Source organism: [Clostridium] clostridioforme AGR2157, assembly GCF_000424325.1.
Classification (GTDB): domain Bacteria; phylum Bacillota; class Clostridia; order Lachnospirales; family Lachnospiraceae; genus Enterocloster; species Enterocloster clostridioformis_A.
This window is the reverse complement of the sequence record NZ_AUJR01000023.1, coordinates 38876-52513: the sequence shown is the minus strand read 5'-3', so window position 1 is coordinate 52513 and position 13638 is coordinate 38876. Positions and strand designations below refer to the sequence as shown.

The 13638-nt window shown below is 50.9% G+C and carries 13 protein-coding genes; 3 read left to right on the top strand and 10 right to left on the bottom strand.

Features of this window, described 5'->3' with window-relative positions; genetic code table 11:
- Nucleotides 1-65: 65 nt before the first annotated feature.
- Both citG and citC read left to right on the top strand, forming a co-directional pair.
- Nucleotides 66-1421: a triphosphoribosyl-dephospho-CoA synthase CitG gene (gene citG, locus G614_RS0111615; protein WP_027642080.1), complete on the top strand. Its 1356-nt coding sequence runs from the start codon at nt 66-68 to the stop codon at nt 1419-1421.
- 3 nt (nt 1422-1424) lie between these two features.
- Complete coding sequence (citC, locus tag G614_RS0111610) at nt 1425-2468, top strand: [citrate (pro-3S)-lyase] ligase (protein WP_027642079.1); 1044 nt, start codon at nt 1425-1427, stop codon at nt 2466-2468.
- A 172-nt stretch (nt 2469-2640) separates the two neighbouring features.
- Here citC and G614_RS0111605 read toward each other — a convergent pair whose 3' ends face one another.
- A complete protein-coding gene (locus G614_RS0111605; RefSeq protein WP_027642078.1) occupies nt 2641-3255 on the bottom strand; it encodes a nucleoside recognition protein in 615 nt (204 codons plus the stop codon).
- 277 nt (nt 3256-3532) lie between these two features.
- On the opposite strand from G614_RS0111605, the gene G614_RS0111600 reads away from it, so the two are divergent.
- A complete protein-coding gene (locus tag G614_RS0111600; RefSeq protein WP_027642077.1) occupies nt 3533-4216 on the top strand; it encodes a YitT family protein in 684 nt (227 codons plus the stop codon).
- 33 nt (nt 4217-4249) lie between these two features.
- On the opposite strand, the gene G614_RS0111595 is transcribed toward G614_RS0111600, so the two are convergent.
- From G614_RS0111595 to fabD, 9 genes are all read right to left on the bottom strand, one after another.
- A complete protein-coding gene (locus tag G614_RS0111595) occupies nt 4250-5086 on the bottom strand; it encodes a MerR family transcriptional regulator (protein ID WP_027642076.1) in 837 nt (278 codons plus the stop codon).
- Between the two features lie 260 nt (nt 5087-5346).
- Nucleotides 5347-6480: an NAD(P)H-dependent flavin oxidoreductase gene (locus G614_RS0111585; protein WP_027642075.1), complete on the bottom strand. Its 1134-nt coding sequence runs from the start codon at nt 6478-6480 to the stop codon at nt 5347-5349.
- Nucleotides 6480-8204 (bottom strand): acetyl-CoA carboxylase carboxyl transferase subunit, encoded by a 1725-nt coding sequence (locus G614_RS0111580; RefSeq protein ID WP_027642074.1) that lies wholly within the window; start codon nt 8202-8204, stop codon nt 6480-6482. The genes G614_RS0111585 and G614_RS0111580 overlap by 1 nt, the downstream gene beginning before the upstream one ends.
- Nucleotides 8205-8300: 96 nt before the next feature.
- Nucleotides 8301-9653, bottom strand: a complete 1353-nt coding sequence (locus tag G614_RS0111575) for an acetyl-CoA carboxylase biotin carboxylase subunit (RefSeq protein WP_027642073.1) — start codon at nt 9651-9653, stop codon at nt 8301-8303.
- A gap of 20 nt (nt 9654-9673) precedes the next feature.
- Nucleotides 9674-10099, bottom strand: coding sequence for a 3-hydroxyacyl-ACP dehydratase FabZ (gene fabZ, locus G614_RS0111570; protein WP_027642072.1), 426 nt, complete (start codon nt 10097-10099; stop codon nt 9674-9676).
- Nucleotides 10100-10126: 27 nt separating this feature from the next.
- Nucleotides 10127-10645 carry an acetyl-CoA carboxylase biotin carboxyl carrier protein gene (gene accB / locus G614_RS0111565; RefSeq protein WP_027642071.1) on the bottom strand — a complete coding sequence of 173 codons (519 nt, stop codon included), beginning with the start codon at nt 10643-10645 and terminating at the stop codon, nt 10127-10129.
- A gap of 16 nt (nt 10646-10661) precedes the next feature.
- Nucleotides 10662-11900 carry a beta-ketoacyl-ACP synthase II gene (fabF, locus tag G614_RS0111560; RefSeq protein ID WP_027642070.1) on the bottom strand — a complete coding sequence of 413 codons (1239 nt, stop codon included), beginning with the start codon at nt 11898-11900 and terminating at the stop codon, nt 10662-10664.
- A gap of 51 nt (nt 11901-11951) precedes the next feature.
- The gene (fabG, locus tag G614_RS0111555; RefSeq protein ID WP_027642069.1) at nt 11952-12692 is read right to left on the bottom strand and encodes a 3-oxoacyl-[acyl-carrier-protein] reductase; all 741 of its coding nucleotides are present in this window, start codon (nt 12690-12692) and stop codon (nt 11952-11954) included.
- Nucleotides 12693-12709: 17 nt separating this feature from the next.
- On the bottom strand, nt 12710-13633 hold the full coding sequence (gene fabD / locus G614_RS0111550; RefSeq protein ID WP_027642068.1) for an ACP S-malonyltransferase: 924 nt from the start codon (nt 13631-13633) through the stop codon (nt 12710-12712).
- Between the last annotated feature and the right edge of the window lie 5 nt (nt 13634-13638).

Here is a 13638-nt window from a genome sequence, read left to right as displayed (position 1 = left end):
GTCCGTCCTCCTATCGGACCCTCTAAATAAGAAACCGGAAACAATGTGAAAAAGGAGACGACAAAATGACAGGAAAAGAAGTTTCACTAATGGAAATGCTGGATGCAAGAGAATTGCGTGTGCATCGTCAGCTGTCTTTGCAGCAGAAATATGCTTCTGTTCTAATCTGCTTTACTATGAATATTGCCGGACCGGTTAAAAATAACAGGTTAATATACCGGGCGTTTGAATATGGCTGTGATATTTTAAGACATCAGCTTGTAAGTGCAGGAATAGAATGTCTGCATCAGGAATGTTATTCCGAAAATACGGGAAATGTATGTTATTATTGTGTAAAAGGCAATGCTGTGGAGATAAAAAAAATAACAGTGGAAATAGAAAATAATCTGTCGGTTGGGCGTCTCTTTGATATGGATGTTCTTGATGAAAATGGCAATCATATAGAGCGTATGGAAATCGGCGAAAGTCCGAGAACCTGTCTGCTCTGTGGTAACCCGGCAAAGGAATGTGCCAGAAACAGAACCCATTCTGTTGCAGAGCTTGAGCAGACCACAAAGGAACTCCTGCTGAAGGAATTTCAGGAGCAGGATAGCCGGAAGATTGCAGAACTGGCTTGCAGAAGCCTGTTGTATGAAGTGTGCACTACTCCGAAACCGGGGCTTGTGGATCGGAGAAACAGTGGAAGTCATAAAGATATGGACTGCTTTACTTTTATGTCCAGTACAGTTTCTTTATGGCCTTATTTTCAGAAGTGTGCACAGATGGGAATGGAAACAGCCCAGGAACCTCCAAAAGAAACTTTTCGCAGACTGCGCTGGGCAGGAAAAATTGCTGGTTATGATATGAATCAGGCTACAAATGGTGTAAATACACATAAAGGTGCGTTGTTTTCTATTGGAATACTTTGTGGTGCTCTTGGTCGTCTTCCCCGGGAAAAATGGAAAAATGTCAAAGTTGTATTGGGGGAATGTGCAGCGATGACAAAAGGAATTGTTGAACATGATTTTCGGGGAGTGACAGAAGAAAATGCCGGAACAACAGGAGAAAAACTGTATGTAAAATATGGAATCACAGGAATCCGCGGTCAAGCGGAAAAAGGGTTTCCGGCAGTTATGGAGGCTGGATTACCGGCTCTGGAAAGAGGACTGAAAAAAGGTTTATCTCTGGAACAGGCAGGGTGCATAGCTTTGTTGGCATTGATGGTATCTACGGTAGATACAAATCTGATTGCACGAAGCAATCGGGAAACTCAGCTTCAGGTGACAGAAGAAATAAAAGAAATTCTGGAAAGAAATCCTTATCCGGAGGAAGATATGCTGGAGATTCTTGACAGGGCATTTATCAGTAAAAATCTTTCGCCCGGAGGAAGCGCGGACCTGCTGGCCTTTACATACTTTTTGTATTTCTTAAAGGAGCAATAGATTATGGGATTTGTGATTTCACAGATTTATCCAAATGACCATCGGGGGATAAAACAGGTAAAAGTGTTACTGGAAAATGAAGGAATTACTTTGGATAAAAATCTGGATTATACATGTTGTTTATATGATGACGACTATAATCCTGTTGCAACAGGAAGCTGCTTTGGAAATACCTTACGTTGTTTTGCAGTCAGCAAAGCTCATCAGGGAGAAGGACTGCTGAACCAGGTGGTGAGTCATTTGATTCAGATTCAGTTCGAACGGGGAAATTATCATCTGTTTCTTTATACGAAATGTGATTCAGCAAAATTTTTCGGGGATCTTGGTTTTTATGAGATTGCAAGGGCAGACAACCGTGTTGTATTTATGGAAAACCGTCGGACGGGATTTCGTGATTATTTAAAAAAGTTGGAAAAACCTGTCTTTGAGAGCAAAAAAGCAGCAGCGATTGTGATGAATGCCAATCCTTTTACGCTGGGACATCAATATCTGGTGGAAAAAGCGGCAGAAGAAAATGATATTGTGCATTTGTTTGTAGTCAGTGAAGATGCAAGTTTGGTACCGTTTGCGGTTCGGAAGAAACTGGTGCAGGAGGGTGTGGCGCATCTTCCAAATGTAGTGGTGCATGAAAGCGGTCCGTATATCATCAGCAACGCTACGTTTCCAAGTTATTTTCTAAAGGATGAGGAAACGGTTATGGAAGGTCATGCCAGACTTGATTTGGCAGTGTTTTTTCAGATAGCCCGGGAACTGCAGATCTGTCGCAGATATGTGGGTGAAGAACCTTTCAGTCAGGTGACGGGGATTTATAACCGGATTATGATGGAAGAACTGAAGAAAAAAGATATTGACTGCATTGTGGTACCGAGAAAAGAAAAGGAAGGAACAATTATCAGTGCATCAACAGTGCGTCAGTATATAAAAAATATGCAATGGGAAGATTTAAAAAAGATAGTTCCGGATACAACCTGGAATTACTTTACTTCAGCAGAAGCACAGAAAATAATTGCGGCAATTCAGAATTCGGACAACGTAATACATTATTAAATCAGCAAAAGTGCAGCGGCGGTGGTCGGGGAATGGGAATTGGATTTTCGTTGATGTCCATCATACAGGCTGTGGGGATATGGCTTCCCATAGAGCCGTTCCCACAGCCTCCCTTCATCTGTTGTATCCAGTATAGCGTTTCTTTCGTCATACTTCAATGCACCGCCCGCACCTACCGGTCCATAACCCTGCAGAATATCACCGCAACCACTGTGCTGATAAAGGTAGCCGCCAGGGCCGGACCTACAATGGCAGTAGGATTCACGCTTCCGTACTGGCTCCGGTATGCAATCATGTTCATGGGTATAAGCTGCAGGGAGGATATGTTGATAATGAGAAATGTACACATCTCATTGCTGGCAGTCCCCTCCCGCCCGGCCGTATCTTTCTGCCCGGCCGCACCTCCCTTCCTGCGCTCCTCCTCCACCTTTTTCAGCTCCTCCATGGCCTTTAAGCCGGCCGGCGTTGCGGCCCACCCCAGGCCCAATATGTTTGCAATCATATTGACGCTTATCTGCTTCCTTGCCTCTCCGTCCGGGTCCAGCCTTGGAAAAAGGAAGGTGAGTACCGGTCCCATTCTTCTTGCCAGCTGTTCCACCAACCCGGAGCGGTGTCCGATCTCCAGCACCCCGGTCCACAGGGTCATGACGCCCAGCATGGTGATGCACAGAGTCACCGCCTCCTTTGATGCCTGGATTGCCCCATCGGTCACAGCCGTCATCTGACCGTGAAGCGCCCCCCAGAGTATTCCCGTCAGTGTCATTCCTGCCCATAGATAATTCAGCATGTTTCTCCGCCTGTTTCATGGCATTCTTATTCCATTCTATTCCCGGTCCAGTGGCATATGCCCATACAGTACTACAAGACAGACAGCAAGGGCAGAATCGTGGATTCCGGCACGGAAAAGCTGGACTGATAACGGTCTGTGAAGTCCCCACTTGACAGCCCCCGGGGTACATGAGGTATACTGGTACTACAGCATAACAGGGCGGCCCGGAATCCCTTGGATTCCCGGACCGCCCCTAACCGGTTTTATAACCCATTTACAGAAAGGACGTTTTATTATGAAGCAGCTGAAGAAGCTGGCTTGCCGCGCTGTACAGGAATTATCCTTAACCTTTCACCCAAAGACTGTGTTATCCATCATCCTGGGTACAGCCATTACCACCTTTGGCATTTACAATATCCACCAGCAGGCGGATATAACGGAGGGAGGTATTCTGGGATTGATTCTGCTCTTTCATTTCTGGTTTGGCATGTCATCTTCCATACTGTCACCTGTGCTGGACGCCTTAAGCTATGCCCTGGGCTTTCGTTTCCTGGGCAGGGAATTCCTTAAGACCTCCGTCTTTGCAACCTTATGTATGGCCGGATTCTTCCGGCTCTGGGAACTGTTTCCCCCGGTACTTCCAAGTCTGGCTGATTACCCCCTTCTGGCGGCTCTGGCAGGCGGATGCTTCATCGGTACCGGCTGCGGCCTTGTGGTCCGCCAGGGAGCTTCCTGCGCCGGGGACGATGCCCTGGCCCTGGTCATCTCCAAGGTAACGGGCTGCCGTATATCCAGGGCATACCTGCTGACGGACGTATCCGTGCTGGTGCTGTCCCTGTCGTATATCCCGGCAGTACGTATCGTATACTCACTTATAACAGTGATCGTATCCTCCTTTATGATTGACTTCATACAGAACTTCGGCGTTCACAAGGAGGATGAGAACAGCGGCAAGGAAACACTGGCTGATAACGGGTAAGGATAAAGATACGGGCAAGAACCCTTACCAGTATCATACCGGCGACGCAATCCTCTTAAAAGGCATGTAGATTTCCAGACAGTACGTAGTCTTGTCCTTTGCGAAAAAGGAAGTCATATCATTGGCGTATACGCGCTCCATGGGCTCCAGGCCATGTTTATGGGCCCACTGGACCATCTTGTGAATCATGTCAAAATCCGGATGAGTATACTCTGATTCAATAATGGTATAGATACATTCCGGCTCCTCCGTCATAGAATACAGACTCCGGTTAAACTCCTGGCCCAGCCCCTTCTCCAGTCCCTCATAGAGCAGAAGCTGGGTTTCTTTTTCTTCCAGATCCTGTCCCGTGTAGGTGAGTACATTATAAAAATAAGCCATATCCAGTCCCGGAATGGTAGAGGACAGCTTAAACCACGTTCCTAACCCCTCCTGCAGGTCAGAACAGTTGGCAATCACATATGCTTTGGGGAATTTCCTTATGGAATACCTGCCCATGCACGCCTCTATGCGGCTTATATCCTTTTCAAACAGCTTAAGCCTCATAATTGCCTGGTTGTGCCGCCTGAGGGCTTCCTCCTCCTCGGCCATGCGCTGCCTGACATGCTGTCTCATAGCGGATGTGGAGTTCTGCCCGCTCATAAGGCCCCCTATCTCTTCCAGGCTGGTATTCATCTTTCTGTGATAAAGTATATACATCAATCTGTAGATATCGGCCTCTGAATAATATCTGTATCCGTTTTCCTTCTTATCTGCATGGATGATTCCCTTTTTCTCATAAAAACGCAGGGCATCCCTGCTCAGGCCAACCATATGGGCAACGTCGCCTATGAGATACCCCCCTGTTTTCTCCGCCAACGCTTTTTCCATCTTCACCCCCTCTGTTTCATTCAGTTTCTTCATAGCTACATTTTAAGATCTTCCCTTTTGAGGGTCAATGGGCAGAGGGAAAATGAAAGAGAACCGTAATAAAAATGACAGATAGAATGGCCATGGCACAGCTCCGGATATCCGGTGGTGGATAATGTGGATATCTTGTGGATATCTTTGTTAATTATCTGGGGATAAGGGTTGTCCGGCTGTTCCCGGCAGCGGAAATTCCTTGTAAAATAAGGAAAAAAGAGCCGGCATTAAGCCAGCTCTCCTGTTAATTCCTTCATGACGTTATCCACAGTATCAATTTTCTCCGCACGGTAAGCATTGCTTCCGCAGAATAAAAGGCCATGGTCTGTATCCCCCTCTGCCGCATTTACCAGCGCCATGGTAATGCAATAGGGAATGGTCCTGATGTCACAGTGCTCAAGACACTGGAAACAGGACTTGATAGCCGGCCTGCCGCCGCCCTTTATCTGGCTTAAGAAAGGATTTAAGATTGCCCTTCCAGGCATGCCCACAGGACTCTGGGTGATGACAATATCTTCCTTGCCGGCATTTATATAAGCCTGCTTATAGGCGTCAGAGGCATCACACTCCTCGGTCGTCACAAACCTGGTGGCAACCTGGACGCCGTCAGCTCCCAGTTCAAGCTGGTGCATCACGTCCTCGTGGGTGTAGATGCCGCCTGCAGTGACCACAGGTATATGCCTGCCGTACTTGGCTCCATATTCCTCCACTACCTTTATGACAGCCTTTACTTCCCTGTCATAGGCATCCCGGTCATAGGTGGCCGGCACATCGGCGGTGTCTGCGCCATAGGCGGATAACTGGTCCGGTGAGAATCCCAGATGGCCTCCGGCCAGCGGTCCTTCCACCACAACCAGATCAGGGGCAATGTGGCATTTTCTGTCCCACATCTTGCAGATGACCATGGCCGACTTGGCGGACGACACAATGGGCGCCAGCTTAATCCTGCGGGCCGGCTTTTCCTCCATCTCAGCATAGGCAGCTTCCACGTATTCAGGCAGGGATACAGGAAGTCCGGCACCTGATATGATGATGTCGGCGCCTGCCTTCACAGCCTCCTTAACCCACATGTCATAGTGCTTGGTAGCCACCATGATGTTGAAACCAATCGCTCCCTGGGGTGCGATTTCCCTGGCCAGCTTCATCTCCCTGCGGATGGACCTTAGGTTTGCTTCCACGAAATTGGTGGTGAAATCCGGCTCCCTGAAACCAATCTGGGCGGCAGATATGATGCCCATGCCGCCGGCCTTTGCCACGGCTCCGGCCAGCCTGTGCAGGCTGATGCCCACGCCCATTCCTCCCTGGATGATTGGTTTTTCAACTACTAAATCACCGATTACCAATGGTTTTAACTCACTCATTACATTCTCCTAAATCTCTGGTACCTGTGCTCCCTAAGCTCCTCATCGCTCATGGCGAGATACGTTTTAAAGAACTCTGCCATGGCGCTGTCCATATATTCAGCGAGACGGTAGAGATTATCCGTGCATGCTGGTTCTTCCTCAGGCACGATACGTTCAATCAGCTTAAGCTGTAAAAGGTCCTTAGCCGTCACCTTCATGACCTTGGCGGCATCCGGCGCCTTCTTGCTGTCCTTATACAGAATGGAGGCAAATCCCTCCGGTGAAAGGATGGAGTAAATGGCATTTTCCAGCATCCACACCTCGTCGGCCACAGCCATGGCCAATGCGCCGCCGCTTCCGCCCTCTCCGATTACAATGGAGAGCACCGGCACCTTGAGGTCGGATATCTCGAAGAGGTTCCTGGCAATGGCCTCGCCCTGTCCCCTCTCCTCCGCCTCCAGTCCGCAGAAAGCTCCCGGCGTATCCACAAAGCAGATGACCGGACGTCCAAAGGTTTCTGCCTGCTTCATCAGACGCAGCGCCTTGCGGTAGCCGTCAGGGGACGGCATTCCGAAGTTGCGGATGATGTTGTCCTTGGTGTTCTTGCCCTTCTGCTGTCCGATGACCGTCACAGGCATGCCGTGGAACATGGCAACGCCGCCCACAATGGCGCCGTCATCCTTAAAATACCGGTCCCCGTGTAATTCGATAAATTCATCAAACAGGGCGTTGATATAATCCGTGGCAACGGGACGGTCGGACTTCCTGGAGAGAAGGACCGTATCCCAGGCAGTTTTTCCACCATCCGCCTGTGACTTAGATGGTTTATCCACAAAAGTCCCGGCTGTCTCCACCGGATTCTTTAACTCTATATTCATCTTGTGGCTGCGGTGCATATACAGAATCTGTCCAATGACCCTTTTCTGGTCCTTCCGCTCCACAATCTTATCCACAAATCCATGTTCCAGAAGGAATTCAGAACGCTGGAACCCTTCCGGCAGCTTCTGCCCAATGGTCTGCTCAATGACCCTGGGACCCGCAAAGCCAATCAGCGCGTGAGGCTCTGCCAATATGATATCGCCCAGCATGGCAAAGCTGGCCGTGACACCTCCTGTGGTAGGGTCCGTAAGTACGCTGATAAACAGCTGCCCTGCCTCGTGATGGCGCTTTAAGGCAGCGGAGGTCTTGGCCATCTGCATCAGGGATACGATGCCCTCCTGCATCCTGGCTCCGCCTGAGCAGGCAAAGAGGATAACCGGCAGTTTTTCCCTGGTGGCGCGCTCTATGGCGTCGGTGATTTTCTCACCCACCACATGGCCCATGCTGCTCATGATAAAACGGGCATCGCAGACGCCGACTACAGCAGGATTTCCGTCAATTCTGCATTTGCCGGTGACAATGGCCTCGTTGAGGCGGCTCTTTTCCCTGGCAGCCAGAACCTTTTTCTCATATCCCGGAAAGTTCAGGGGGTTGGAGAAAGGCATTTCCTTGTTCCACTCTTCAAAGGTTCCCTCATCCGCCAGCATCTCGATACGGCGGTATGCATGAACACGGAAATAGCCGTTGCACTTTGGACATACGTAGTAATTGTTCTTTACGTCTTCCACATAGATTGGCTGCCCGCACTTGTTACATTTGCGCCATAATCCTTCCGGGATTGCCGGCTCCTGTCCGGAACCGGCCTGGGGCTTATATTTCGTATCTATTTTCGTATACGTTTTTTTGAACATGTTCCGCAACATAGCGATTTCCTTTCTGCATTGAGCACTTAGCGATACTTAGCGAGGTCTTTTCGGGCTTAGTATCGTCGAAGTTTCCTTTCCGCCAGGGGACCAAAATCACCGCACATAGTCCGGGAAATGCTTCTCAATAAAGCTGGTATCTGTATCTCCCTGCTGGAATGCGTCATTTTCCAGGATTTCGTACTGGAAGTTGATATTTGTCTCAATTCCCTCTATGATTACCTCGCCCAGGGCGCTGCGCATCTTGGAGATGGCTGCCTCCCGGTCCTTGTCATACACTATCAGCTTCATCAGCATGGAGTCATAGTTTGCAGGCACCTTATAATCATTGTAAATATGGGTGTCCACACGGACTCCGTTGCCTCCGGGAATGTGTACATTGGTGATGCGTCCCGGACAGGGCATGAAGTTCTTAGCCGGATTCTCTGCATTGATACGGCACTCAATGGCATGGCCTTCAATTCTCACATCCTCCTGGCTGACGCTTAAGGGTTCCCCTGCCGCCACCCGGATTTGCTCCTTAATCAGGTCCATTCCCGTGACCATCTCAGTAACAGGATGCTCAACCTGAATCCTGGTATTCATCTCCATGAAATAGAAGTTCTTATCCTTATCCAGAAGGAATTCAATGGTTCCCGCGTTCTCATATCCCACTGCCTTGGCTGCCTTTACAGCGGTGTCGCCCATGGCTTTTCGCAGGCCGGGGGAAATCACATCACAGGGGGCTTCCTCCAGCACCTTCTGGTGGCGTCTCTGGATGGAGCAGTCACGCTCTCCCAGATGTACCACATTGCCGTGCTTGTCGGCCATGATTTGGAATTCCACATGCCTTGGCTTTTCAATGTATTTCTCAATATACATGGTGTCGTCGGAAAATCCCTTCACCGATTCCATCTGAGCCGCGTTGAACAGCTCCGTAAAGTCCTCCTGGCTCCTGGAAATCCTCATGCCCTTACCGCCGCCGCCGGATGATGCCTTAATCATCACCGGGAAGCCGGTTTCTTTTGCCATAGCCAGACCGTCCTCAGCCGTGTGCACCGGTTCCCTGCTGCCAGGCACCACAGGCACCCCGGCTTCCATCATGGTCTTTCGGGCTTCGGATTTATTGCCCATCTTATTGATGATTTCCGCGCTGGGTCCGATAAACGCAATATTGCACTCGGCGCACAGCTTGGCAAACCTGGCATTCTCAGACAGGAAGCCGAATCCCGGATGGATGGCGTCCGCCTTCATGGCCACCGTGGCAGCCAGAATCCTCTCAATATTCAGATAACTGTCCGTGGACGGCGCCGGCCCGATACAGATGGCCTCGTCAGCCAGCATGGTGTGAAGACAGTCCCTGTCAGCCTCGGAATATACGGCCACGGTCTGAATTCCCATCTCACGGCAGGCCCGGATAACGCGGACCGCAATCTCACCTCTATTGGCAATCAAAATCTTGTTAAACATCGGCATTCTCCCTCGATTCCCTAACCTACCATGAATGTAAGCTCTGCGCTCACCGCCAGCTTTCCGTCAACCGTTGCGGTGGCCTTGCCCACGCCAACCGGTCCCTTCTGCTTGATGATTTCGCATTCCAGCTTTACCTTGTCGCCCGGCACTACCTTGCGTTTGAACTTGGCCTTTTCGATGCCGCCAAAATAAGCCACCTTTCCCTTGAACCCTTCCTGGGACAGAATGGCGACTGCCCCTGTCTGGGCCAGGGCCTCAATCAGCAGCACGCCCGGCATGACCGGCTCCTGGGGAAAGTGTCCCTTGAAAAATGACTCATCATAGGTCACGCATTTATAGCCAACGGCGCGCACGCCCGGTTCCAGCTCCTCGATACAGTCCACCAGCAGGAAAGGATGCCTGTGCGGTATGATTTCCTGGATTTCTCTAACTCCCATCAACATATCCTTAAATCCCTCCGTCTTTTGATGTTATTTGATGCGGAACAATGGCTGGCCGTATTCCACCACTTCCTCGTTGTTCACAAGGACAGCTTCCACTACGCCGTCGTATTCGCTCTCAATCTCATTCATCAGCTTCATGGCTTCGATAATTCCCAGTACCTGGCCCTTTTTCACGGTATCTCCCGCCTGTACAAAGGGTGCTGCATCCGGTGAGGAGGCATTGTAGAAGGTTCCCACTAAGGGGGAGGTAACTACCTTGTCTGAACCGATATCAGCGCCGGAAGCCGTATCCCGGGCTGCCTGAGGCGTCATCACGCCCTGGGGCATCATGGCCGGGGACATCATGGACGGGCCTGCCAGGCCGTTCTGCACAGCTGCCATCTGCATGGGCGGCGCGTCTGCGGACGGGGCGCTTACCGTCACAATCTGAGGCATCTCTTTTTCACGCTTCAGGGAAAGCTTAAGCTCCCCTTCCTTTAACTCCAGGCTGGTCAGCCCGTTGTCAGAAACTGCCTGCATCAATTTTATGATTTCATCTACGTTCATAGCTCATGGCCTCCTATTATTCGCTGAACTTTTTCACAATCAGGCTGGCATTATGTCCGCCAAATCCCAGGGAATTGCTGATGGCCACATCCACGTTCATGGATACGCCGTCTCCCATGGTGTAATCCAGGTCGCAGCCCTCTCCCGGCTTCTTAAGTCCTGCTGTGGCATGGACAAATCCGTCCTGGATGGACTTCACACAGGTGATAAACTCCACGCCGCCTGCTGCTCCCAGGAGATGGCCAATCATGGATTTGGTGGAGTTAATCTTCACCTTTCCCGCATGGTCTCCCAAAGCCAGCTTAATGGCCTTTGTCTCAAACAAATCATTGTGATGGGTGCTGGTGCCGTGGGCATTGACATAGTCAATATCCTCTGCCGTGATGCCTGCATCCTCCATGGCGTTCTCCATGGCACGGGCTGCGCCGCTTCCGTCCTCTGCCGGGGAAGTGATGTGGAATGCGTCACAGGTGGCGCCGTATCCCACTACCTCTGCCAGAATATTGGCTCCTCTGGCCTTTGCGTGTTCCAGGGACTCCAGTACTACCACGCCGGCTCCCTCGCCCATAACAAAACCATTTCTGTCCTCGTCAAAGGGGATGGATGCCCTGGAAGCGTCCTCTGTGGTGTTCAGGGCTGTAAGAGATGTAAAGCCCGCAATGCCGATTGGGGTAATGCTGGCCTCTGCTCCGCCGGCCACCATTACATCCGCCTCGCCGTACTGAATGGTTCGGAATGCCTCACCGATGGAATGAGTTCCGGTTGCGCATGCAGTTACAACGTTGAAGCATTTTCCCTTAAGTCCGAACTGGATGGCAACATTGCCTGCGGCCATGTTGCTTATCATAAGAGGTACCAGAAGGGGATTCACACGGCTGGGTCCCTTCTCGTTAAGCTTCTTCACATCCTTTTCCATGGCCTGGAGAGAGCCGATGCCGGATCCCACGCACACGCCTACGCGGTAGGGATCCTCCTTCTCCATATCAATGCCGGACTGCTCCAGGGCTTCCTTGGATGCAGCCACCGCAAACTGTGAAAATGCCTCCATACGGCGGGCTGCCTTGGCATCCATGTACTGTTTGGGGTCAAATCCCTTTACCTCTGCGGCCAGCTTGCACTTATAATCGGTTGTGTCAAAATAAGTAATGGGTCCGATTCCAACTGTCTTATCCTTAAGTCCCTGCCAGAAGCTCTCCACATCATTTCCAATGGGAGTAATGGCGCCCATGCCGGTTACTACTACTCTTGTTTTCATACTAATCTCACTCCTGTTCTTTTTCAGCCTGGGAAAATATTCCAGGTCATCCTACATGGCCATTCCGCCGTCTACGCTTAAGACCTGGCCTGTGATATATCCTGCCTTATCGGAAGCCAGGAAAGCAACTGCCTCTGCAATGTCTTCAGTGCCTCCGAAATGTTTCATTGGAATCTGCTCCGTGGCAGCTGCCTTTACGCTGTCACTGAGAACATCGGTCATCTCCGTGGCAATGAAACCAGGAGCCACTGCATTCACCGTGATTCCCCTGCTGGCCAGCTCTCTGGCAGCTGATTTGGTGATGCCGATGACGCCGGCCTTGGCCGCGCAGTAATTGGCCTGGCCCGCGTTGCCCAGAACCCCTGATACGGAGGAGATGTTGATGATTCTTCCTGCCTTCTGCTTTAACATCTGGCGGGAAATGTGCTTGATGCAGTTAAATACGCCCTTCAGGTTAGTGCTGATGACAGCGTCGAAATCTTCCTCTGACATCTTCATGAGCAGGTTGTCCCTGGTGATTCCCGCATTGTTCACCAGGATATCCAGACGGCCATACCTGGAAACCACGTCCGCCATCATCCTGCCGCAGCTCTCAAAATCGGAAACATTGCACTGAACCGCCTCTGCCCTGCCTCCTGCTGCTTCGATTTCCTTCACTACTTCCTCTGCCTTTGCCGCAGAGCCATTATAATTTACGATTACGGCTGCGCCTTCCCGGCCCAGTGTAAGGGCAATCTGACGGCCGATTCCGCGGCTTGCGCCTGTTACCAGTGCAATCTTTCCTTCCAGCATATGGTCTCTCCTCCTGCTTATGATTTAAGTGTTTCCGCTACTTTACCGATATCTTCTAACTTTTCCACATTGAGGGTCTTCACGTCCCGGCTTATCTTCCTCATGAAACCGGCCAGGGTCTTACCGGGGCCAATCTCGATGAAGGTGTCCACGCCGTCCCCAATCATGGCCTCCACGCTCTGCTGCCATCTGACTGAGGATGAAACCTGCCTTGTAAGCAGTTCCTTCACCTCTCCGGCGCTCTTTACATACTGTGCCGTCACATTGGCCACATAAGGAATCTGCGGCTCATGAAGCTCCACCTGGGAAAGGACCTGGCCCAGCTTTTCGCCTGCGGCTGTCAGCATACCGGAATGGAAGGGTCCGCTGACATTTAACATCACTGCCCTCTTTGCTCCGGCTGCCTTTAACTTCTCACACGCTTCTTCCACAGCTGCCTTCTCACCGGAAATCACAATCTGTCCCGGACAGTTATAATTGGCAATCCACACGCCTTCCATGGCTCCTGTCACTTCTTCAATCGCTGCCGCGTCCAGGGCCAGGATGGCTGCCATGGCCCCCTCGCCCACAGGTACGGCCTCCTGCATGAGAATTCCCCTCTGGCGGACTGTCCGGATGGCATCCTCATCACTCATGACTCCGGCAGCTGCCAGGGCGCAGTATTCTCCAAGGCTGAGTCCCGCCGCCACATCCGGCTTGATTCCCTTCTCTTCCAAAACACGCATCATGGCGATGCTGGCGGTTACCATGGCTGCCTGGGTGTATTCCGTGATATCCAGCCTGTCATTTTCCTCAAAACACAGCTCCGGCATGGAAAATCCCATTAACTCCGTTGCCTTGTCAAAGATTCGTTTTCCGGTCTCAGTCTGCTCATAGAAATCCTTACCCATTCCGCAGGCCTGGGCTCCCTGTCCAGGGAAAATAAATGCAATCTTGCTCATACCTG